Origin of the sequence: Arthrobacter sp. MYb213 (genome assembly GCF_002979915.1) — a bacterium.
Taxonomy (GTDB): domain Bacteria; phylum Actinomycetota; class Actinomycetes; order Actinomycetales; family Micrococcaceae; genus Glutamicibacter.
Genome location: NZ_PCQA01000002.1, coordinates 21749 through 44601, shown reverse-complemented (window position 1 = coordinate 44601; position 22853 = coordinate 21749). Strand labels below are relative to the sequence as shown.

The following is a 22853-nucleotide window of genomic DNA, read 5'->3' as shown; positions in this document are numbered from 1 at the left end:
ATCCTGCCCAAGGCAGCCTCAGAAATGTGACGATGCGACGCATGCTTGATCCGAATGACTTCATAAACCCGGCAACTCAGCGAGTGCTGGCATTTGCTGCACACCCCGATGACCTAGATTTTGGTGCTGCCGGTACGGTCGCGGCCATGACCGCAGCTGGTATTGAAGTGCAATATTGCATTATGACCGACGGCGACGCTGGAGGTTTTGATGACCGGGATCCGGCCGAAACGGTTCGCTTGCGACATGAAGAACAACGTGTCGCCGCTGCTCGGGTGGGCGTGAGCACGGTGCACTTTTTAGGTGAACGCGACGGGTTCCTAGAACCTAGCCACCACGTGATGCGCCAAGTTGTACGCCTAATTCGCCAGTTTAAGCCGCAGATTGTCATGGCCATGCATCCCGAACGCAACTGGGATCGGATACAACGCTCACATCCCGACCACCTTGCCTGTGGCGAAGCGGTAACGCGTGCTATTTACCCAGCCGTGGAAAACCCTTTCTCTTATCCGGAGCTTATAGCTGAAGAAGGTCTGCAGGCCTATAAAGTGCCGTGGCTTTGGTTCTATGGCGCTCCGAGAGAACGTGAAAATGCCTTCATGGATATCAGCAACTTTTTTGAGTCAAAGATGGATGCCTTGAGAGCCCACTTCACCCAACATCCAGATGTTGGCGCCATGGAGAAGTTCGTCTTAGAACAATGCCAGGCGAATGCAGAGCGTGGAAAAAAGCCAGTAGGGTCACTGGCTGAAGCTTTCCATTTGGTAGCAGTCAATGCCGACGACACGATCGCTGGCTTCTAAGGTAGATTGCCGGTTTAAACATTGAGGCGCTGGTTCCGTTTCGGGAACCAGCGCCTTAATCGTCTGAACTTTTGTATGAGCTCTCAGTAACTCAACGAGAGATCGTTACTCTTGTGGCTGTTCAGCTTGGTTCAGCGGCAAATCAACAGAGGCTTCGGTTTCTTCCGAGGGTGATGCTGGAACTTCGGAGCCTTCTACGGTGATGTGTACGGCGACGACATCATCGATGGGGGACAAGCCACCCTTGACGTCTTCACCAGTGGTCTTGGTTACCACGCTGATGCCACCTTCTTCAAGAATGGCCCACACCACGTACTGTTCTGACGAATCAAGTGCTGGTAGCGAGGACAGCTCAACGCCCAAAGCGTTCTCTTGCTTTGAAGTGCTGATTGTCGCTTGACCGCCACTGCGCAAATCAACGGTCTGGCTGACAACATCAGAAGCTTTGGTGGCCTTAGTAGCCTTGGTTCCCCCATTGAGCAGGGAGAACGTTACTAACGCCAAGACGACTACGATGATCAGACCGATTAGTGCAAAGATCCAGCGTTTTGGCCGGACGCGCCGTTCGGCACGGGAGCTCTGGGCCACTTGACTGACCAGGTCCAGACCTAGATTTTCGTCCTGAGGCTCGTCGCTGTGCTGCGAAGGGCTACGGTTCATTGTTTTGGAATCTCCCGAGAAGTTGTCGGTCTTTTTGTCATGCGCGCCAAAGCGAACATACTCAAAAGCTTACTTTATAAAGATTGGGTAAAGCTGTGTACTAGACCGGGTGGTGCTGGTATTTTAAGCTCCGGCAAACCCATGTTGGCGCCAGGCTTCATAGGCAACAACGGAAGCAGTATTGGCTAGGTTCAATGATCGTCGCCCGGGAAGCATAGGGAGTCGAACCAGGTCAGTCACTCGCTGGTGCGCCTTGTCTTCGGCGCTGAGTCCCACTGATTCTTTGCCGAACATGAGAATGTCACTGGGGTCATATGCCACATCTGTGTACATTGTGTTGCCCTCAGAGGTGAATGCGAAAACGCGGCCCTCACCTAGGGCTTCAAAAGCCGCATCAAGATTTTCATGCACGGTAACCACCGCAAGATCATGATAGTCCAAGCCGGCACGTCGGAGGTTGGCATCTTCAAAGTTGAAGCCTAGGGGCTTGACCAAATGAAGCTCGGCGCCAGTGATGGCAGCTAGACGGATGGCATTACCGGAGTTGCCAGGAATTTCGGGAGCATTAAAAAGAATACGGAACACATCAACCAGTTTAAGCTCTAAGTGCCGGAAAACTGGTATCAGTACATTCTGTCGAGGAGTCGAGCAAGTACCGGACGATCAACAATGTTCGGTGAAGGGCCCGAACCGAGGAAAAGTTTCAACTCACGAATCAGTCCAGCAGCGTTCAACACGTTCGGACTGGAGGATAACGTAGGATCTGCCCGGCGGTGATATTCAATGACCGGCTCATGCGGGTTTCCGTTGCCAGCAAGTACCAAAGTAAAAGCCACGACGTTCATCTGCATGAAGGAGCGCTGCATGCCGGTGATGTTCAATGCCGGCGGCTGCGTCATCTTATTTCCATGGCGTAAGACGTTGCCATCAAACGAGTAGTAGCCTTCAGGCAGAGTCATCGTATTGAGCACCGCCATGCGATAGCCGGCAACCAACACGTGGTCGAAGTGTCCACCACCCGGGGCGTTGAGTCCGTTGACTAAACGTGCAGCGGGAAGAATGTTGAGTACGTTTTTGGTCAGCAAGTTGATGGTGTGCGTCTCCCGAGACATCCGCGACCGTGAACTAAACAATCCTCGCTTACGCGGTTCACCATGCACTCGTTGGATTGAGCGAGCCCTATCGAGCAATGTAAACGAAGCATCATCGATCCGTGGTTCATACTCAGTTGCCAACTGCGCCTTGGGATGCTGAGGAGAGGTACGAAGTTTCTCATCATAGGCACGTGAGGAGGTACCTGCCCGTGGCGCTTGACCAGGAGCCTGAAAAGACTTTTCAAACTTAGCATTGCCATGTTCATCTGAAAGGATCTGATAGGCCTGCTGGACCGTTTTGAATTGCTCCTCACTGCCACCTAAGTCGGGGTGAGAAGCACGAGCCGCTTTGCGATACGCGATCTTGATATCTTCAAGGCTTGCACTCTGAGGCACGCCAAGAATTTCGTAGGGGCTTGGCGAACTCATGATGCGGATATTTCCTCTCAAATGGGGTGTTTTCCACGACCGATGTCATTGGATCAAAACCCCATTAGAACATTTTAGCTTCCACTAATAGTAGTCAGCTTTTTCGCACCATGATGTTTGCTGGGTATTGTCTATTCTTATGGTCCCACCGGCTGAATATCAGCGTATCCACCTCGTCTTTCATCCCAATTCAGGTAAGGGGCTGGGCGCGCGTCGCGTCACCGAACTTGAAATACTGCTTTTCTCCATGGGATTGCGTCCGCGAAGGTTAGATACTTCGAAGATTTCGGGCAGTGCGCTTGGAGAAGCGCTCGGCCAAGCCGACGCCGTAGTCGTTATCGGCGGGGATGGACTGATCCACCATGTGATCAAGCATCTGGCCCGAACACGCACTCCCATGGGGATCGTGCCAGCCGGCAGCGGAAACGACACCTGGAGAATGTCCTCGGCCCGGACGGTCGAGCAAACGCTACAGGACGTTGTTCGTTTCCTGACCGGAGGAATCGAAGCAAGGCCAGTAGATTTGCTTGAACTGAAATATGCCAACCAAGATTCGCAGACCAAGCTTGCCATCGGTGCCGTGTCGTGGGGCTTTGAAGGCTTGGTAAATGGACGAGCCAATGAATTGCCGCGAAGTCTTGGTGCCCTGCGTTATCTGGTCGGACTGGTGCTCAGCCTACCGAAGTTGCAACCTCACCGGACCGTGGTGCACAGCGAAGAATTCGACTTCCGAGGGCAAATTTATGCAGCCAGCATTGCCAATATTCGCTCGGTAGGTGGTGGGATCACCTTGTTCCCCCAAGCGGATTACACCGATGGGCTAGCGGATATCTCCTTGGTGAGCGGAAACCGATTACATAAGGTGTTGCCCTACGTAGGACATATCCTCAGCGGCAGAAAGCATCCGTACCGAGAAATTGCTCGCAGCTCACAGGTCAACGTGCAAACTACGGAAGCCAGCTATGCGGATGGCGAGCTTCTTGGGCACGGAGATTTTGAACTCTCGGTGCTACATCATGCGCTCTTGCTTATTCCCGGCGCCGATAGTCGCTAAAGAGCATCGAATCTTCTTCACACAACGAATGTAAGCGTAAGTGCCGGACCGCTTCCTGTGGGCCATGGGCGATCCTTTGACCGGAACCGGCGAGCACCATGGGGGAAAAACTCACGCACAACGAATCGAGTCGGTCTGCTGCGATGAACTGGCCCAGCAAATGCGGACCACCCTCGGCATGGATGAATTCAAGTCCCCTAGAGGTGAGGATTTCAACGATTTGTTGCGGGTCGCAGCCTTCATTCACTTCAGCAACTTCAATAACTTCAACCTGTGCGGGGAATTGCGCACGGTGCTCCGGCGTAATCTCTGCGCTGGTAAAGAGCAATACCGGCACCGGGCTGAGCGTAAAGACTTCATTATCCGGTTTCAGATGGAGCCCATGGGAAACGATGGCTAATACCGGTTGAGCCGACATCCCACGCGCTTGCCGCCATGCAATGTCCTCGGCACTGACTAGATCTCCTGCGTAGCCTTCGGCACGTACAGTTCCGGCACCGACGAGAATGACATCGGCTAAACGACGAAGTAAACCGAAGATGCGTTTATCGCCGGGACTACCCAAACCTCCAGATAGTCCCTCACGCTGCGCACTTCCATCCACGCTGGAGATGAAATTAAACCGGATGAACGGACGTTGCGATGTGGCGTACCGCGCTAAGAGATGCGCTTCGTCAACGATGGGCAATGACTCAGGAAGCAGTGAACGCAAGGGGGATCCTATCTGCTGGTTTCTCGTTCTGGATGAGCCGGTGGATTAACCTCGCCCATATTGTGAATTTGGTACGCAGGATCGCGCCAGCCTTGAGCCGCCTCGATCAGCCGAATCGTCTGCACCGACTCGACGATATTGTGCATTCTAATAATTCTTGCCCCACCCATAATGCACATGGTGGCCGCCACCATTGAGCCGACTAACCGCTCAGGCTTTGGCAGGTCAAGAGTTTCACCGATGAAGTCCTTATTTGAAACCGCCGCAAGCGCCGGATAGCCCAACGCGGCAATCGCTTCGAAATTCGCGGTGATATCCAAGGTGTGCCGAGTGTTCTTGTTCAGATCATGACCCGGGTCAATAATAATTTTTGACGCATCGATGCCAGCGTCCAAAGCCAACTGCACTTTTTGTTCTAGGTAATCGCGTACCTCCGCTACAACATCTTGGTAATGCGGGTGTGGGTAGATGGTGCGTGGCTTGGCTAGGGAGTGGGTCAGCACTAAATGAACATTGTTCCGCGCAACTACCTCGGCCAGCTGCGGATAAGCCAGTCCCGTGGTGTCGTTGATGGCATCGGCTCCGGCATCGATGGCCGCTTGGGCAACCTCTGGTAAGAAGGTGTCGGCCGAAATCACCACATCACTGTGCTCACGTACAGCCCGAATCACCGGGACGATGCGCTCAGCTTCTTTTTGCCAAGGTAATTCTGGTCCGGGGGAGAAGGGCACCCCACCAATGTCCACCCAGTGTGCACCGGCCTGGACAGCCTGCAACGCTGAGGACACCGCCGCATCCAAACCGAAGGTAGATCCGGCATCATAGAACGAATCAGGAGTGCGGTTGATCACTGCCATCACCGCGATTTCGCGTGCAAAGTTGATGCTTCGACGCGAAAAGTGGTGAACCGGAACCTTGAGTTCGGGCATAAACATTGAGCTGGTCTCCCTCGATCCGCGGACGCGCCGCTGAGCTGTGCTTCCTCCATTCATATCACTGGACGCATCACCGATGCGGGATATGAGCTTTTGCTGGTTAAGCTTGTAACATGCAGTTTTCCCATGTCTCAGCCACTCAGGGTCAATGGATCGTTGATTCCTGCGCCACCGCCGATCCATTGACAGTAGTCGCACAGATCCCGGTCGGCTATGAACGATACGCGCGGATCCTCCATCCGGCCTATGACGAAGATGATCAGGCAGTGCGCTGGGGGACTGTTGCCAATAGTCGCGGCCACATTTTCACCGCCGCAGATCTCTTTGAAACCATTGCCGGTTGGGATGCCCAGGGCAATCCAGCCACCGAAGATGCTTGGGAAGAAACTGACCTGCCGGTTGACGAACTACCTGTTGAACAGTGGCAGGCACTGGTCAAGATCCTGAGCGCCACCAACACCAAAGATCACTTTGTCGCTGGGTTGTGGAGTGGTTATGCCTTTATCGAGGGTGGGGAACGTATCCAGATTGATTATGAGGATGACCTAGAGCTCAGCGAAGAAGAGAACCGGGCCGCCGAAGCTGCGGCGCTCGCCGAGGCTCAACGTCCAGCGTTTGCAACAGACGTTTTGGCAACTCCCGCATTAGAACTTGGTGGAGGCTACCGAAATTATCGACTTTTCGAAGTAGACGTCGAATTTCTGGCTAACCCGGTGTGGGCCACAACGGCAGATGGCGAGCAGCGTCAGCGCCCATCCTTGGCTTTTCCGCAAGACCACAGCTGGATGCTTTCCACCGAGCCCTATGACGACTGCACACTGATCGGTGGGTCGGCTCAACTTATTGAAGCTATTTTGCAAGACCCTGCATTGGAAGCCATTGAAGTCGGGCAATTCACACGCATTGGCCATTCAAACTAGGTAGGGAAAGCTCGTACCATTAAAACGATGAACAACTCCGCGGTATACCTAGATCACGCGGCAACTACCGACCTGAACCCAGCGGCGTTGTCGGCTATGACCGAGCAATTTTCGCAAACCGGCAACCCCTCCTCGCTTCATGGGGCCGGTCGCCGGGCTAACCGTGTAGTAGACGAGGCTCGCACTGCCATCGCGAAGGTTGCCGGTGCACACCCCACAGAACTGATCTTCACCTCCGGTGGAACCGAATCGGATAACTTGGCGCTCAAAGGCCTGTTCTGGAACAGGACTGCGAAGAATCCGCTAGCACGCAGCATCCTGGTTGCCGGAATCGAACATCACGCAGTGCTCGATACCGTCTCATGGCTAGAAGCTCATGAAGATGCCACGGCTTTATGGATGCCGGTGGATGCCGATGGGGTGCTTGATCTGCAAGCGGCGAAGGAGCTAATCGAGGAACACCATGAGCGAATCGCTCTGGGGACCATCATGTGGGCCAACAACGAGGTAGGTGCTATCCAACCGGTAGTTGCTTTCACCGCGCTGGCCGCAAAATATGGCATCCCAGTGCATAGCGACGCGGTGCAGGCTTTTGACTCCGTACCCACAAATTTTGCTACCAGTGGTTTGGCAACCATGGCGGTGAGCGCCCATAAAATTGGTGGTCCGGTAGGAATCGGAGCGCTCTTTGTGCGCCGTGATGTAGTACTGATGCCGATCCAGCACGGTGGCGGACATGAACGGAAACTCCGTTCAGGAACGTTGAACGCCGTGGCCGCGGCTGGGTTTGCTGCGGCCGCTACTGCGGTTCATGAGACGTTGGTGGCAGAAAGCGCGCGATTGAGCGAGCTTCGCGAATATGCGGTCCAAAATATTACCCGGCTTGTTCCCGACGCGGTGCTCAATGGCCCACGAGATGAAGACAATGCAGGTCTGCGACTTCCAGGAAATCTGCATTTCACTTTTCCCGAGTGCGAGGGCGATTCCTTGCTATTTCTCTTAGACATGGTGGGAATTGCTTCATCCACCGGTTCTGCCTGTACCGCAGGAGTACCGCAACCATCGCACGTCTTGGTGGCCATGGGCCGGGATGCGCGCAGTGCCCGAAGTGTGCAACGCTTCACTTTGGGGCATAGAACAACGCATGAAGACGTTGACATACTTTTAGAAGCTCTGCCAGATGCCTATCAACGGGCTAAGAAAGCCGGTATGGCGGCAGACGAAAGCAGTATTCACACAGCAGGGACGGGTTTTACAAGATGAAGGTACTAGCAGCGATGTCCGGTGGCGTCGATTCGGCGGTAGCCGCAGCACGTGCGGTTGAAGCCGGTCACGACGTGGTTGGCGTCCACCTAGCGCTCTCTCGCATGCCCGGAACTTTGCGCACCGGCTCACGTGGCTGTTGCACGTTGGAGGACTCCAATGACGCATGGCGTGCCTGCGACAAACTAGGGATCCCTTACTACGTTTGGGACTTTTCGGATCGTTTTGCCGAAGACGTAGTCCAGGACTTCGTTGATGAGTATGAAGCCGGCCGCACGCCAAACCCTTGTATGCGGTGTAACGAGAAGATCAAGTTTGCCGCACTGCTGGAAAAGGCACTCGCCTTAGGCTTTGACGCGGTATGCACCGGTCACTATGCCAAGGTCTTGCGCGATACGGAAGGCAACCCGGAATTGCACCGCGCCGCCGATTGGGCCAAGGACCAGTCCTACGTACTTGGTGTGCTCACCCATGAGCAGTTAGATCATTGCATGTTCCCGCTGGCTGAAACGCCTTCGAAGGCCGAAGTTCGTGCCGAGGCGGCCGCTCGCGGTCTGACTGTGGCGAATAAGCCAGACAGCTACGATATTTGTTTCATTCCTGATGGTGATACCCGCGGCTGGTTGGCCGAGCGTATCGACATGAAGCCAGGCGAGATCGTTGATCAAGACGGAAACCAGCTGGGTGAACACGGTGGCGCGCAAGCCTTCACCGTTGGTCAGCGTAAGGGGCTTCGCTTGGGCCGGCCAGCAGCTGATGGCAAGCCTCGTTTTGTGCTGGAAATCCGTCCCAAGGACAACAAGGTGATCGTAGGGCCAGAGGCTTTACTCTCCGTTGACGAGCTGCGCGGTATTCGTATTTCCTGGGCCGGGGTTCCGATTCCGGAGATCATCACTGGCGAAGAATTTGATTGCATGGTGCAGGTTCGCGCCCATGGCGATCCGGTGGATGCCAAGGCACATATGGAGCGTAGCGAAGGATCTGACGTCTTGGTAGTCCAGCTGCCCGAAGGCATGCGTGGAGTGGCACCTGGACAAACCATGGTGGTTTACCAAGGTACTCGTGTGCTGGGCCAGGCCACCATCGACAAAGCACGCTCTACCTCATGGGATTCGAGCAAGGTTAGCTAGGTTTTAGTAAGAATAGACGCCTCGGAGCAGCGAAATAATTTTACTTCTCCGAGGCGTTTTTTCATGACCTGCGTGAGGTTTTGATGTTCCATAGTTCTGCTTCGCAAAGCGGAGCGCCGGTGTCGAAAGCGTTTGGGATACGGGCCGGATCTCCGGAGCAATCCTTGCTTGTAGGCGGTTTCCTGCGCACAGCGAGTACGCAGTACGTGCTGGATTTGTCGCTCCTGTTTGTCGCCCGTGATACCGGTCCAAAGCGTTTGGGTACAGGCCTAAGATGCCCGTGCCTTATAGTCTCCAACAATTCTCAGAAAGAAAATGTGAATGCTCTAGCCGGGTAGTCCTGTTGGCTCGCTTGCTTGGGAGCAGGCATGCTCAGCTGTGGATCCGAAAAGAACGGGCGCCGGTGTGCTTCGACGGATCGTTGTCCTAGACGACGTTGGAGTTCATGAGGTAGTTCGTTGATTACCTTGTCGAAGCGGCAGAGACCTCTGGGTGATGGCAATCAGCGCGGCCTTGAAGCATTTTTAGCTTCTTCGAACTTCCCTCCAGCAGCATCAAAAAGTACCTTGGACGCAAACTCCTCGCTCATTGAGTACCGTGGTGCGACAACTGTCATCTAACAGGAATGCCAGTCCTAGGAGGGCTAAGGAACTATGAGGGGCAACGTTAGTTGCGAAGGCGTTTGGCTTGGATTCTTGGTTGAATGATTCCAAAGATCAGATAAAAAAATGTCCAGAGTACAGCTCCGGTTATCAAGAATATGCCAAATGTCGACAGGTAATCTAAGGGACCATTAAGAACGAACCATCCGCTCAAATACAGTGCGGGTAGGACTGTACAAAGCATGATTACAAAATGGATCAAAGACTGGATTTGTAGTGTCCAGCGGTCCACTTGATAAACCACAGAAGCGCCACTTGTAGCAGCGATTATCACCCCCACCGCGAACGTACTCCGGGCGTTAATGGAGTCGCCTTGCACGGCCAGCATCACTGCGATGGCTCCCAAGATTAAGAGCGGAACACCTGCCAAGATTAGACCGAGACGTTGTGGCGACATGCCTAGATTCTATTGCTTATGGAACGAATAATGCGAAAAGTTGAGTAACTATTCAATGTCAGTACAGCCAAAGACAATTTTTCTACTTTTGCTGGTCAGCGAGTCAGCCAAGAAGGATCTACTGTACGGGGCACACCTGCCCCTAGAGGCATCTGCCTAGGAACAGGTGATACTGCGACACTCCTTCACGCTAGGAACGGTAGTAGTAGCTCGAAGTTTTGATCACTGATACCTGGCATGTGGGGTGAACGAATGGTTCAGAACCGAACTCAATACAACGATCCATTCTGGATCAGGGTGAGATTTTTTTTGGGGCAATTGACGTCAGCTTTTCCTTTACTTAGACAATGAACCTCAGGGTAGTTACGTTTTTGATTGGACGGTGCTGTCTAGGTCGTTTGACGCATGGGTTGTCCACAGCAGGCAATTGAGTTTTCGGAAGTGACCTAGGGTAGGAGCCATCAGCTAGTTTGCTGGTTCAGAGCTGCGGGTTCCTGATGAAGAACCTTTTGACTTTGCGATCATGACACCACGCGAAGCGCCGGCGCAGGGGATAGCCGTTGAATCCTGCGCAGAAGGGCCTCGTCCAGAAATGAAGCAAGTAGGAATTGCTGTTCCCGAATAATATTCGGGTTTCACTGCCTAATGCCCGGGTTATGGGATATGCAGGTGGTCAGGCAGAACTGGCTTTTATCGGTGCAACTTAGCAAGCGCAGAAGTGTGGCATGAGCCAAGAAATCTTCTAAGAAATACAAACGGCTGGGCTCAAGAATCCATAAATGATTCTTGAGCCCAGCCTTTTGATCTACTGCGAAAGCTTAGTTGCCGTCTTCGTCGACGATGCCAAACATGCGTGCGGAAATGTCTTGGTACTCCACGCGGGTTTTCCCAGAGTCTAGTGCCGGAAGTTGTGCTGGAGAGTGAATGGCGCAGTGCACGAAGTCGAAGTTCGGCCACCATTTCTTGGGACGTTCGTATTCGTCCTGCCCGCAGACGATGCAGGTGAGGTGGACCCATACTGGGCGGGCTCCGGCTTTGCGGTTCGCCCGAGACTGCACTAACCAGGCCGGTGGGTTTGCATTGAGCTCGGCAAATTCCTTCTCGCTCATGCGCGGGGCAATGCCATGGCGCTTGGCCATTTCCATGGGAATATCCAACGCAATTGCTGCGTCTCTACGTGTCATCATCGTGTCCAAGCCTAGAGTACGGGGACTTTGTTCGGTATATGTCTTTGCTCTCGGCTGCGCTACATACAAGTCAAAGCGAGGCGCGGGTCACCTGATGGTGCGAGCCAGATCTCAATTTATGTGCGAAAATCGGGTTATTCATTCGCCTTTGGTGACCTCAATCACCTAGGCTGTATGAAGCATGTGCTAACTATCACTCCGCACATGTTCTACAACAAGAGAAGGATTGCTCATGGCCAGCAAAAAGAACGGTATGCGACTCGCAGCTGCCGTTATCGGCATTTCCGCCCTCGCCCTGACCGGTTGTACCGGTCCATCGTCGAATGACGCGGGCAACGGCGGATCCGATGAAGCCAGCAGTGCCCCTATCACCCTGGGTACCACTGACAAGGTAACGTCGCTTGACCCAGCGGCTTCCTACGACAACGGTTCGTTCATGGTCATGAACCAGATCTACCCATTTGTACTGAACTCGGAGCCAGGCTCTCCTGATCCTTCCAACGACATGGCCGAATCGGCCGAGTACACCAGCCCCACCGAATTCACGGTGAAGCTGAAGTCGGGACTCAAGTGGGCTAACGGCCACGACTTGGACTCCAAGGACGTGAAGTTTTCCTTCGACCGCCAGTTAAAGATTGCTGACCCGAACGGTCCTTCCTCGCTGTTGGGTAACATGGAATCGGTTGAAGCTCCGGATGCCACCACCGTGGTCTTCAAGCTCAAGGTAGCCGAAGACCAGACCTTCCCACAGGTGCTCACTTCGCCGGTTGGACCCATCGTTGATGATGAGGTTTTCCCAGCCGACAAGGTGCTGGATGACAAAGAAATCGTTGACGCTAAGGCCTTCGGTGGCCAGTACATCATCGATTCTTACAACAAGAACAACTTGATCTCCTTCGCTGCCAATGATGCATACCAAGGCGTGCTGGGTGCTCCGGCAAACTCCAAAGCGGCAATCAAGTACTACGCCGATGCCAATAACCTCAAGCTCGAGGTTCAAGAGGGCAAGATCGACGTAGCTTGGCGTTCACTGACACCAACCGACATTGAAGACCTAGGCAAGGAAGAAAACCTGGCGGTCCACAAGGGCCCCGGTGGCGAGCTTCGCTACATTGTTTTCAACTTCGACTCCATGCCGTTTGGCGCTAAGACCGCCGATGCTGATCCGGCTAAGTCCTTGGCAGTGCGCCAGGCTGCTGCACACCTAGTGGACCGTCAGTCAATCGCCACGAATGTCTACAAGGACACTTACACTCCGGCCTACTCCTACGTTCCACAGGGCTTCACCGGTGCAATTGAGCCGTTGAAGGACATGTACGGTACCGATGGAAAGCCAGATGCTGCCAAGGCCAAGAAGGCTCTAGAAGACGCAGGAGTAAAGACTCCGGTCAAGCTAGCGTTGCAGTACAACCCGGACCACTACGGACCGAACTCCGGTGACGAGTACGCACTGGTTGAAAAGCAGCTTGAAGCAGATGGACTCTTCGATGTTGACCTGAAGTCGACCGAGTGGGTTACCTACCAGAAGCAGCGTGTCACCGACTACCCGGCCTACCAGCTGGGTTGGTTCCCTGACTACTCGGATGCTGACAACTACCTGTCGCCGTTCTTCGCCACCGACAACTTCCTGTCCAATGGCTACGACAATAAGGAAGTCGACTCGTTGATTTCCGAGCAGCGCGGTCAGTCCGACGTTGCAGAACGTACCGCATCGATCGAGAAGCTACAGACCATGGTCGCCGAAGATCTATCGACCTTGCCATTGTTGCAGGGCTCGCAGGTAGCAGTAGCGGGCAAGGATGTTCAGGGTGTTGAAAAGACCTTGGACGCATCCTTCAAGTTCCGCCTTGGCGTGCTGAGCAAGTAGTCTCTGCCTCGCCATAAGAACACCTAAGACCAGGGGATCTACCCAAGTGCAGAAGTTTCTGCTCCACAGGTAGATCCCCTTGGCATGTCCACTTTGGACCAAGCACCAAAATTCTGATCCTGATACTAAGGACAAAAGATGACAATCACGTCGCAAACGGGCACAACACCTAGCCCGACACCTGCGCGCAAACCAGCGAAGCAGAAAGGCGGAGGTTTCCTCCGCTATCTGATTACCCGCTTTCTGCTGATCATTCCCACCGTTTTTATCCTCATCACGGTGGTCTTCTTCCTCATGCGCGTCACTGGTGATCCAATTACCGCGGCCATGGGTGGACGCCTAACCCCTGACCAACTAGCTATAAGAATCCATGAGGCTGGCTACGACCGTCCAGTCTTTATTCAATACATTGAATATCTAGGTCAAGTATTCTCCGGAAACCTCGGACGAACGATGAGCGATAACCGTGCAGTGACCGAAGTACTGGTCACCTACGGCGCGGCCACCTTAGAACTGGCTATTAACGCGGTCATCGTCGCTCTCGCAGTGGGTATTCCCTTGGGCCTCGTGGCCGCAAAATTCCGTGATCGCTACCCCGATGCAGTATTGCGCATCTTGGCAATTCTTTCCTACGCCACCCCGGTGTTCTTTGCCGGGTTGTTGCTGAAGCTAATTTTTGGGGTCTGGCTCGGTTGGCTGCCAATTAGTGGTCGCGCCGATTGGCAGACCGAATTAGCGTTGACTGGACTGCAGAACCCTTCCGGAATTTACTGGTTGGATGCCTTACGCAGCGGCAATATGGCCGCCCTAGGCGATGTCACTGCCCACGCGCTACTTCCTGCTTTGGCCTTGGGCCTGCTCACCGGTGGCGTGTTCTTGCGCCTAGTGCGCACCAATGCGATCGGAACGCTGGGCCGCGAATATGTGGAAGCCGGACGCTCCCGTGGTGTCAGTGAATTCCGCTTGGTGACCAAGCACGCTTACCGCCCGGCGTTGATCCCGATCATCACCGTGATGGGTCTGCAAATCGCCATGTTGCTCGGTGGTGCGGTGCTGACCGAGACCACCTTCGAATGGGCCGGACTCGGTTTTAAACTGGCTGAGTATCTCACCGCCCGTGACTTTGTCGCAGTGCAGGGCATCGTGGTGGTGCTAGCAATTATCGTGGCTGTCACCAACTTTATTGTTGACATCCTTGCGGCCCTGATCGACCCGAGAGTCAGGTACTAACCATGAGTATCCCTTCGCTAGCTTCAGCCCGTAAGCCCTGGTTCGCTAGGCTCCCGGTAGTTTCGCATTTGCGCATGTCCTCTGGACTGCAACGCGGAATGCTCATAGCCGGCCTCGTGCTTTCGGTGTTGTTCATTGTCTCGGCGCTTTTTGCTCCATTGATTGCCCCGTTCGACTTTGCGCAATCCTCCGATATGTCAGGTGACTTCCCGCGTCAATCGGCACCCGATGACAAATTTATTTGGGGCACCACCGTCACCGGCTACGACGTATTTTCACGCACCATGTTTGGTGCCCGTACCGCGATCTGGGTCATCATCGCCGCCGTGCTGATGTCCTTATTTATCGGTGTCCTGCTGGGCCTGATTTCCGGTTACCTCGGTGGCTGGTTTGACCGCATCATGGTGGTCCTGGCTGACGCGATCTACGCTTTCCCTTCCTTGCTCCTTGCCATCGTTATGTCGATTGTGATCTCTCAGGGGCAATCAAGCCTGTGGGGCGGCATCATGGCAGCGGCGATTTCCATCACCGTGGTCTTCATCCCGCAGTATTTCCGCGTGGTTCGCGCCGAAGTCATGCGACTGAAGGCAGAGCCATTCGTGGAGTCGGCACAGGTTATTGGTTCAAGCCCGTGGCGAGTGATGTTCACGCACCTATTGCGTAACGCCACCCGCACACTGCCATTGATCTTCACCTTGAACGCGACCGAAGCGCTGCTCACCTTGGCAGGGTTGGGCTTCTTGGGGTTCGGCATCGAACCGACTGCTGCCTCAGAATGGGGCTTCGACCTCAACCGCGCGATGTCTGACGCCACCAGTGGCATCTGGTGGACCGGATTGTTCCCTGGCCTTGCCATCGTATTAACGGTGATGGGCCTGACCCTGGTGGGCGAATCAATGAATGATTTGAACGATCCACGGTTGCGCCGTTTTAGCCGCAAAAAAGCACAGCGCATCACGCAGGCAGGAGTCACCCGGTGAACAAGAAACTGAATACAGATCCGCAAAGCAACGATGATGTGTTGCGCATTGAAGACTTGAACATCGACTTTGTCACCGATGCCGGGGCAGTCCCGGCGGTTCGCGGTGTTGATCTAAGCGTCAAACCGGGGGAGATCCTGGCCATCGTTGGCGAATCCGGATCCGGTAAATCGGTGACCGCGCGCACTGCGCTAGGTATTTTGGCCGAGAATGGTGCTTCGCATGGAGCGGTGTACCTCAAGGGCAAAAATATGCTCACTCTTAGTGGCTCAGCCTTGCGCGCAGCGCGAGGCCGCGATGTGTCGATGATTTTCCAGGAGCCCTCCACAGCACTGAACCCGGTGTACACCGTGGGCTGGCAGATTATGGAAGGTATCCGCGCGCACACCAAGGTGTCGAAGAAGGAAGCCAAAGCACGCGCCATCGAGGCAATGCGCCAGGTCGGTATTCCGGATCCCGAACAACGGGTGGATTACTATCCGCACCAGTTCTCCGGCGGACAGAAACAGCGTGTGGTTATCGCTTCGGCGCTGGCACTGAAACCAGCTCTGATTGTTGCCGACGAACCGACCACCGCGTTGGATGTCACGGTACAGGCAGAAATCTTGGCCTTACTACGCAACCTTCGGGACGAGTTGGGTACGGCAATCGTGATCATTACGCACAATATGGGTGTGGTTGCCGATATTGCCGATCGGGTCATCGTGATGAACCACGGGCAGGTCGTGGAGCAAGCGCCAGCGGTTGAGCTCTTCGAAAACCCGCAAGATGACTACACTAAGTCATTGCTTGCGGCAGTCCCGCACCTGGGACGCAATTCTGCCTCCGAAGGTTTGAACGAACGACCACATTCTCAGGCTGAGGTACTGGTCGAATCCAAGGGCTTACGCGTGCACTTCCCAGGGCGCATGGGTGCCCCAGGTTTTACCGCGGTCAACGGAGTGGATCTAAAAATTCATGCCGGTGAAGTCTATGGACTGGTCGGTGAGTCAGGTTCCGGTAAGACGACCATTGGTCGCAGTATCGCGGGTCTGAACAAGATCACCGATGGCTCACTTAATGTGTTGGGCTATGAAATGGCGCAGTACAAAGAACGAAGCTTCAAACCACTGCGTAAGCAGATTGGGTTTGTGTTCCAAGATCCGGCGGCAAGCTTTAACCCGCATCTGACCGTGGGTGAATGCGTGGCCGAACCGCTGAACGTGCACCGAGATCTGAATCCATCACAGACTCGGGCAAAAGTTGCTTCGCTCTTAGAAGCGGTTCAATTGCCAGGTGCTTATGCAGACCGTTATCCGCATGAGCTTTCCGGCGGGCAGCGTCAACGTGCATCTTTGGGGCGTGCCTTGGCACTTGAACCAAAATTGTTGATCGCTGATGAACCAACCAGTGCGTTGGACGTTTCGGTACAGGCGAAGGTTTTGGATTTGTTCCGTGAGCTTCAAACCGAGCTTGGCTTCGCAGCCTTGTTCGTATCCCACGACCTAGCAGTCGTTGACATGCTGGCCTCGTGGGTGGGCGTGCTATACCGCGGTTCATTGATCGAGGAGGGTCTTGGCTCGCAAGTTCTCTCGAATCCGCAGAACGACTATACCCAGCGTTTGATCGCTTCCCTGCCGGTTCCGGACCCCCGCGAACAGGCCGAGCGACGCAAGCTGATTGAAGAACTGAACCGCGCTTAGGCGTAGTTAACGTTTTTGCCCCGACAACCGATCTTGGTTGTCGGGGCATCGTCACTTAATGGGAAATATAGGAGGTGAACACGTAAACTAAAGACCATGAGCGAGCCGAACAATACTGTGCCCAGCGAGGAATTCGACCCGCATGCCAGCTCCCTGCCTGGAGAGGTTGAGCAGGCAGTCCTCGACGAGTTATATGCAATCCGCGGGAGCATCGATAATTTTGATGCCCAGCTGGTCTATCTGCTTGCCGAACGTTTTAAAGCCACCCAGCGTGTGGGGCTACTGAAAGCTCGCCACGATCTGCCGCCAAGCGACCCAAACCGTGAAAAAGCACAAATTCAGCGGCTGCGTTCGCTAGCCCATGAGGCGCACCTTGACCCGGAATTTGCGGAGAAGTTTTTGAACTTCGTTATTTCCGAAGTAATCCGACACCACCAAAACATTTCTGACGCGCATAAAAATGACTGAAACCGGTGACGATTTCGCCCGCTCGGATGTTTTCGTCACTTCGTTCTGCCATTTTCCGGGGCAGGAACCGATGGAGATCCACAAGGTTGTTCGTGGGGAACTAGGCGAACCAAATCTTGCGGTCATGCCACAGCTGGCCGAACGTGGAGTAGGCGCAGATCCTTTGGGGCGAAGTACCTCGATGGTCAGCGACATGGGATTCGATTTGCAGCCTCATGGTTGGCGCATCGGAGTTGGCGATGGCATCGATGCCCGCCGAGCTCGTAGTTTCCTTAGAAGCGACGAAAACCTGCTTGCCGACGTTCTGGGGGCCGAGAAGAAGCCAGCTCAACGCCTCAAAGTTTCGGTGCTGGGACCATGGTCCTTAGCCGCTGGGCTGTATTTGAGCCATGGTGAACGAATCCTGATTGATCACGGTGCCCGACGAGACATTCTTCAGGCCTATGCAGACGGGGTAAAGCAACATCTTCTCCGCCTGCGTTCAAGCACCTCGATTAGACAGTTCACGGTTCAACTTGACGAGCCTGAGCTTCCCGGCGTACTTGATGGAACGCTTCCCACCGCCAGTGGATATCGCACGCTGCGTTCAATCCCGCGCGCCGAAGTCCGCGAAGTTTATGCTCAATTTGTGCAAACCATGGCACAGATTGAGGGCACCAGCGTGATCGTTAACCTGCCCGGAGCCGATACTGACTGGATCAAACGCGTTGATATTCTGCATCAGGCAGGTGTCAACGGGTATTTGATTGACCCACCATCGATGAACCACCCGCGATGGGAGCGGATGGCATCTTTGATCGAATCCGGTTCACAAATTTATTTGCAACTCTTAACCCCGGGTATGCGAGCACCTGGCGTGGTCGAAGGCGTGCATCACGTGTTGCGTCCGTGGCAGCAATTAGGTCTTCCGTTGACGCGCCTAGGCCAACTAACACTCATGCCGGCTACGAGCTTCGCTCACTCTAGCTCTAGCCAGGTCATTGAGTGCCTGCAACACCTCACCGGTTATGCCCAAGCTCTGGAGCAAACCCGAGTGGATGCATAGAAGAAGTCTTGATTCGTGCGGTCACACCACGAAAGTGGGGGTGCGTCATGTATCTTAGGAAGAGTGGGGAAAGTAAAAGTACCCGTTTAGGTCACGTGGCTTATGCCAATGCTTTCGGTTTCAGGGGGATGTTGTATGAAGGCTCGGATTTTAGTCGTCGACGATGACGAGGCGCTGTCGGAAATGATCGGCATCGTCCTACAGAATGACGGCTTTGACGCATCATTCTGTTACGACGGATCCGGAGCATTGGAAGCCTTCCGTGAATCAAATCCAGATCTGGTCTTGTTGGACCTGATGTTGCCTGGAATTGACGGCATCGAGGTATGCAAGCAGATCCGTGCTGAATCTGATGTACCGGTAGTCATGCTGACGGCCAAATCAGATACCGCCGACGTAGTGCGCGGACTAGAGTCTGGCGCAGATGACTACGTACCCAAGCCATTTAAACCAGCCGAGCTGGTAGCGCGCGTCCGTGCACGCCTACGCCCGAATGAGACTCATGCGGCAGAAACCCTGACCGTAGGAGATGTCTCCATTGACGTCGCCGGACACCGAGTGACCCGCGCGGATAAACAAGTTTCGTTAACTCCTTTGGAATTTGACCTATTGGTCACCATGGCACGTAAGCCTTGGCAGGTCTTTAGCCGTGAACAGCTATTGGAGGCAGTCTGGGGTTACCGTCACGCTGCCGACACCCGTCTGGTCAACGTGCACGTGCAGCGTTTGCGTTCAAAAATTGAGGTAGATCCCGAGAAGCCACAGGTCATTCAGACCATTCGTGGTGTGGGTTACAAGGCTGGTACGGCAAGTTGAGTGAACACGCCACGACCGGAAACGAGATTGTGCCGGTCGATGCGCGTGCCCAAGTCCCTCCGGTAGCTCCTGCATTCTTGCGCCTGAAGCTCTGGATTCGGCGACCAATCGAATGGATTCGCCAGCGCTGGCAACGACACTTGATGTATCGCACGGTGATTTCCACCCTGCTCTTTACCTCATTGGCGCTGTTAGCAGCCGGCGCCTTTCTTTCCAACCAGATTTCCTCTGCGCTTTTCAGCGAACGCTTCAACCAGATTTCCAAAGAATCTGAACGTGGCCTGACCCAGGCGCGTTCTATTTTGGAATCGGCATCAACCACCGACCGTGTCTCTACCCAGTCATTGGTCAACTCGACACTGGCCACGCTTGAAGGCGATGGAGCCACGGTGATCCGTGACTTCGTGCTCAAACCAGTTCCGGTGGCCGGCGATGAGAACCTGTATGTAGGACCAACGGCGTCAGGCTCCCTGACAACTCGCGTTGTTCCCGACGATCTTGCCGAAAGCGTTCAGAACAATTCGGGGATTTTCTGGCGTTCCATTGAGCTGGGCGTGGACTCTGAACGGCAACCCGGGATTATTATCGGCACTAAGGTACTCATCCCGCCAGGCCGTGAATACGGACTCTATCTGGTTTATGACTTGTCCAGCGTGCAAAGCACCTTAGAATTCATCAACCGTGCCATGGTCTTCACCGGCCTAGTGCTCCTGTTGGTCGTTGGGTTCATTTCTTGGTCTGTTTCCCGCACCGTAGTTCGTCCCGTGGCCGATGCCGCTTATGTTTCGGAACGTATTGCCGCCGGCGATCTTGATCGCAGAATGAAGGTTGCGGGTAAAGACGAAGTTGCACGTTTGGGAACCGCCTTTAACCACATGGCGCAGTCGCTGCAAGAACAGATCACGGCGCTCAATAATCTTTCGGCTATGCAACAACGTTTTGTTTCAGACGTTTCTCATGAATTGCGGACCCCGCTGACGACGGTGCGCATGGCAGCCGAGCTGATTCACGATGCACGTGAGAACTTTGATCCGCTCACCTCTCGTTCTGCGGAGCTGATGTACGAACAAATCGAGCGATTCCAGAACCTGCTCAACGATCTGCTTGAAGTCTCCCGGTTCGATGCAGGAGTCGCGGTGCTTGATCGTGAATCTACTGATTTAAACGTCATCGTTCGTAAGGTGATCGACATTGCCACTCCGGTCGCTGATGAGTACGGTTCGATCATTCGATTTAACGCCCCGGCGGAGGGCTGTGTCGCAGAATTTGATCCGCGTCGAGTGGAGCGCATTGTACGAAACCTGGTGTTAAACGCGGTGGAGCATGGTGAACAGAACCCCATTGATATCACCATCGGACAGAATGACTCTTCCGTTGCGGTCACCGTGCGTGACTACGGCATCGGTATGAGTCCCGAAGCCAGCCAGCACGTTTTTGATCGGTTCTGGCGCGCAGATCCGGCTCGCGCTCGCACCACGGGCGGATCCGGCCTGGGACTTTCCATTTCTATGGAAGACACTCGCTTGCATGATGGACGTTTGGAAACCTGGGGAAAGAAGGGTGTTGGATCGGTATTCCGGCTCACCTTACCTCGAACCGAATTCGATTCCATTTCCTCCTCACCGCTTCCCCTGGAACCGTCCGTGACCGAAGAAATCGTTGGATTGCTTGGGGATTCCTTCCCGCTGACCGGCGAAGTGCCAAAGATTGGTTACACCCCACTGATTTTGGATGACGAAGATATTCTGATTGAGGATGAAATTTCCCTCAAACCTATGGATCCAACAGACGGCCAAGGGGAGAGTAAATAATGCGCCTACGTCTACCTCAGCTTCTGGCACTCATACTGACCGGACTCTTAGTACTCGCCGGTTGCGCTACTATTCCGCGCAATTCGATGGTGCAACAGATCGAGGCCGAGTCTAATCAGGAAGAGTCCCAGCCCTTCCGCTTCGACGCGCAAGGCCCCACTGAGGGATCGGACGCGCGACGTATCGTTGAGGGGTTTGTTGAGGCCGGGCGTTCCGTCCTTGAAGATTATGCGCTCTCACGCGAATTCATGACTCCCGAACTGGGTGCCGACTGGCGAGGTGATAGCCGCACCCTGATTTACGAGGCAATGAACGTGCTGACCGGGGCAGACAGCAATCGGTATACGATACAGCTTGAAATATCAGGCGAAATAGATGCGATGGGCGTCTATACCCAGGAACCAGAGCACTCCACGCGTGCGGTGGATGTTGAAGTGTCCAAGGTCGAAGACCAATGGCGGATCTCAAAGGCCCCAGACGGCATCATGCTTGAGTCAAGCTCCTTCAGCAAGATTTTCTCGCCCCAGACTATTTATTTTTACGACTCCAGTTTCAACTATTTGGTGCCTGACGTCCGGTGGTTCACCTCTGGCGCCGGCACCACGACTTCCATGGTGGAAGCGCTGCTGGCCGGCCCCGCACCCTATCTGCAGAACGCTGTAGTTTCTGCTTTTTCTCCAGCTAGCACTCTTGTGCGTTCAGCAGTGCCGGTACAAGACGGTGTGGCGACGGTTGACCTTAGCGCCGAAAGCATTCGGGAATCCTCCGACCGTGCGAAGCAATTGATGCAGCAACAACTAGAGCAAACGCTGACCGCCTTGTCCTCGGTCAGTACTGTGCGCATGTTGCAAGAGGAAACCGAAGTAACCCTGGGCGCTCCAGCAGCGAACTTTGTTACCGCGCAAATTAATCCAAGTACTCCAGACACACTCATCGCGATCTCTAACGAGTCGCTGGTGTACGTCAAGGGACGTTCGATTATTCCCGTCGGAGGCGTGCCAGACATCTCGGCTTATCACCCGCGCAACCCGGCTATGTCAGCAGTGGGCAACAGATACGCTTTCCTCAACGGAAAATCCACTCAGTTGATGACAATCAATGAAAGTGGACGAGTCAGGCTGGCCGCTACAGGCGGGGCCTTGATCCGGCCATCGATTGATGTGGCTGGCTGGACCTGGACAGCGGACAACGCGGCGGAACATCCCTTACTAGTAGTTCCGGAAGATGTGGCCGGGCAAGGCGAACCCCGCCCGATTAGCGTGTCGTGGCTTGAGGGTAAGAAAGTAACCTCGCTATCGATCTCCCGCGATGGAGCCAGGGCGTTGATTGTCGCGGAGGAGGACAGCGAATCAACCGTCTATATCGCCGGAATTGTACGTGACGCAGATGGCGTCCCGCGTGGCCTGAGCGATGAACCAATGAAGGTCTACCCCTCCGTCCCGGTATCAACGGCGGTCTGGGACTCAGACCGGTCAATTATCGTGGCTAAGCTGAGCACCACCGAACAGGTAGCCGCCGAGCAGCTCACCTTCGAACATGGTTCGGAACGCTTGGGACTTCTCTTGGGAATGACCGGTATAACTTCGGGTGTCGGCGATCTCCGTCCGGTGTACGCCGAAACCAGCGAGGAACTTTACACGCGCGTGGGTAATTCGTGGCATGCGTTAGATGACTATGCCAAAGACGTCGCCTACCCGGGCTGAGTCCA

At 54.4% G+C, this 22853-nt stretch carries 21 protein-coding genes; 14 read left to right on the top strand and 7 right to left on the bottom strand.

Annotated features, from left to right (window positions below):
* Window positions 1-41 precede the first annotated feature (41 nt).
* On the top strand, window positions 42-803 hold the full coding sequence (locus tag CQ011_RS04500) for a PIG-L deacetylase family protein (RefSeq protein WP_096253869.1): 762 nt from the start codon (window positions 42-44) through the stop codon (window positions 801-803).
* A gap of 105 nt (window positions 804-908) precedes the next feature.
* On the opposite strand, the gene CQ011_RS04495 is transcribed toward CQ011_RS04500, so the two are convergent.
* The 3 genes from CQ011_RS04495 to CQ011_RS04485 form a co-directional block, all read right to left on the bottom strand.
* Window positions 909-1463, bottom strand: a complete 555-nt coding sequence (locus CQ011_RS04495) for an anti-sigma factor (protein WP_096253859.1) — start codon at window positions 1461-1463, stop codon at window positions 909-911.
* A 123-nt stretch (window positions 1464-1586) separates the two neighbouring features.
* Window positions 1587-2048 (bottom strand): tRNA (cytidine(34)-2'-O)-methyltransferase, encoded by a 462-nt coding sequence (locus CQ011_RS04490; RefSeq protein WP_096253860.1) that lies wholly within the window; start codon window positions 2046-2048, stop codon window positions 1587-1589.
* Window positions 2049-2086: 38 nt separating this feature from the next.
* Window positions 2087-2986, bottom strand: coding sequence for a J domain-containing protein (locus CQ011_RS04485; RefSeq protein WP_105675125.1), 900 nt, complete (start codon window positions 2984-2986; stop codon window positions 2087-2089).
* Between the two features lie 139 nt (window positions 2987-3125).
* Between CQ011_RS04485 and CQ011_RS04480 the strand changes: the two genes are divergently transcribed.
* The gene (locus CQ011_RS04480; protein ID WP_105675123.1) at window positions 3126-4040 is read left to right on the top strand and encodes a diacylglycerol/lipid kinase family protein; all 915 of its coding nucleotides are present in this window, start codon (window positions 3126-3128) and stop codon (window positions 4038-4040) included.
* Here CQ011_RS04480 and CQ011_RS04475 read toward each other — a convergent pair.
* A complete protein-coding gene (locus CQ011_RS04475) occupies window positions 4015-4752 on the bottom strand; it encodes a dihydrofolate reductase family protein (RefSeq protein WP_181147994.1) in 738 nt (245 codons plus the stop codon). The genes CQ011_RS04480 and CQ011_RS04475 overlap by 26 nt on opposite strands.
* A gap of 8 nt (window positions 4753-4760) precedes the next feature.
* On the bottom strand, window positions 4761-5687 hold the full coding sequence (gene folP, locus CQ011_RS04470) for a dihydropteroate synthase (RefSeq protein WP_105675119.1): 927 nt from the start codon (window positions 5685-5687) through the stop codon (window positions 4761-4763).
* Between the two features lie 113 nt (window positions 5688-5800).
* On the opposite strand from folP, the gene CQ011_RS04465 reads away from it, so the two are divergent.
* From CQ011_RS04465 to mnmA, 3 genes are read left to right on the top strand one after another with little or no spacing between them, the layout of a single operon-like run.
* Window positions 5801-6607, top strand: a complete 807-nt coding sequence (locus tag CQ011_RS04465) for a hypothetical protein (RefSeq protein ID WP_105675117.1) — start codon at window positions 5801-5803, stop codon at window positions 6605-6607.
* A 27-nt stretch (window positions 6608-6634) separates the two neighbouring features.
* Complete coding sequence (locus CQ011_RS04460) at window positions 6635-7870, top strand: cysteine desulfurase family protein (protein WP_105675115.1); 1236 nt, start codon at window positions 6635-6637, stop codon at window positions 7868-7870.
* Entirely contained in the window at window positions 7867-9000 is a 1134-nt protein-coding gene (mnmA, locus tag CQ011_RS04455; protein ID WP_105675113.1) for a tRNA 2-thiouridine(34) synthase MnmA, read from the top strand. Before CQ011_RS04460 ends, mnmA begins: the two co-directional genes overlap by 4 nt.
* A 666-nt stretch (window positions 9001-9666) precedes the next feature.
* Here mnmA and CQ011_RS04450 read toward each other — a convergent pair.
* Both CQ011_RS04450 and CQ011_RS04445 read right to left on the bottom strand, forming a co-directional pair.
* A complete protein-coding gene (locus CQ011_RS04450; protein ID WP_105675111.1) occupies window positions 9667-10059 on the bottom strand; it encodes a DUF3021 family protein in 393 nt (130 codons plus the stop codon).
* Window positions 10060-10877: 818 nt separating this feature from the next.
* On the bottom strand, window positions 10878-11246 hold the full coding sequence (locus tag CQ011_RS04445; protein WP_096257161.1) for a hypothetical protein: 369 nt from the start codon (window positions 11244-11246) through the stop codon (window positions 10878-10880).
* 232 nt (window positions 11247-11478) lie between these two features.
* Between CQ011_RS04445 and CQ011_RS04440 the strand changes: the two genes are divergently transcribed.
* From CQ011_RS04440 to CQ011_RS04400, 9 genes are all read left to right on the top strand, one after another.
* Complete coding sequence (locus CQ011_RS04440; RefSeq protein WP_105675109.1) at window positions 11479-13113, top strand: ABC transporter substrate-binding protein; 1635 nt, start codon at window positions 11479-11481, stop codon at window positions 13111-13113.
* 138 nt (window positions 13114-13251) lie between these two features.
* Entirely contained in the window at window positions 13252-14343 is a 1092-nt protein-coding gene (locus tag CQ011_RS04435) for an ABC transporter permease (RefSeq protein WP_096257159.1), read from the top strand.
* A 2-nt stretch (window positions 14344-14345) separates the two neighbouring features.
* Complete coding sequence (locus tag CQ011_RS04430) at window positions 14346-15323, top strand: ABC transporter permease (protein ID WP_105675107.1); 978 nt, start codon at window positions 14346-14348, stop codon at window positions 15321-15323.
* Window positions 15320-17005, top strand: a complete 1686-nt coding sequence (locus CQ011_RS04425) for an ABC transporter ATP-binding protein (RefSeq protein ID WP_105675105.1) — start codon at window positions 15320-15322, stop codon at window positions 17003-17005. The genes CQ011_RS04430 and CQ011_RS04425 overlap by 4 nt, the downstream gene beginning before the upstream one ends.
* A gap of 96 nt (window positions 17006-17101) precedes the next feature.
* Window positions 17102-17473, top strand: coding sequence for a chorismate mutase (locus CQ011_RS04420; RefSeq protein ID WP_096257156.1), 372 nt, complete (start codon window positions 17102-17104; stop codon window positions 17471-17473).
* Entirely contained in the window at window positions 17466-18518 is a 1053-nt protein-coding gene (locus CQ011_RS04415) for a uroporphyrinogen decarboxylase/cobalamine-independent methonine synthase family protein (RefSeq protein ID WP_105675103.1), read from the top strand. The genes CQ011_RS04420 and CQ011_RS04415 overlap by 8 nt, the downstream gene beginning before the upstream one ends.
* 135 nt (window positions 18519-18653) lie before the next feature.
* A complete protein-coding gene (mtrA, locus tag CQ011_RS04410) occupies window positions 18654-19334 on the top strand; it encodes an MtrAB system response regulator MtrA (RefSeq protein WP_096257154.1) in 681 nt (226 codons plus the stop codon).
* Window positions 19331-21145, top strand: a complete 1815-nt coding sequence (mtrB, locus tag CQ011_RS04405) for an MtrAB system histidine kinase MtrB (protein ID WP_105675101.1) — start codon at window positions 19331-19333, stop codon at window positions 21143-21145. Before mtrA ends, mtrB begins: the two co-directional genes overlap by 4 nt.
* Window positions 21145-22848, top strand: coding sequence for an LpqB family beta-propeller domain-containing protein (locus CQ011_RS04400; RefSeq protein WP_105675099.1), 1704 nt, complete (start codon window positions 21145-21147; stop codon window positions 22846-22848). The genes mtrB and CQ011_RS04400 overlap by 1 nt, the downstream gene beginning before the upstream one ends.
* The last annotated feature ends 5 nt before the right edge of the window (window positions 22849-22853 follow it).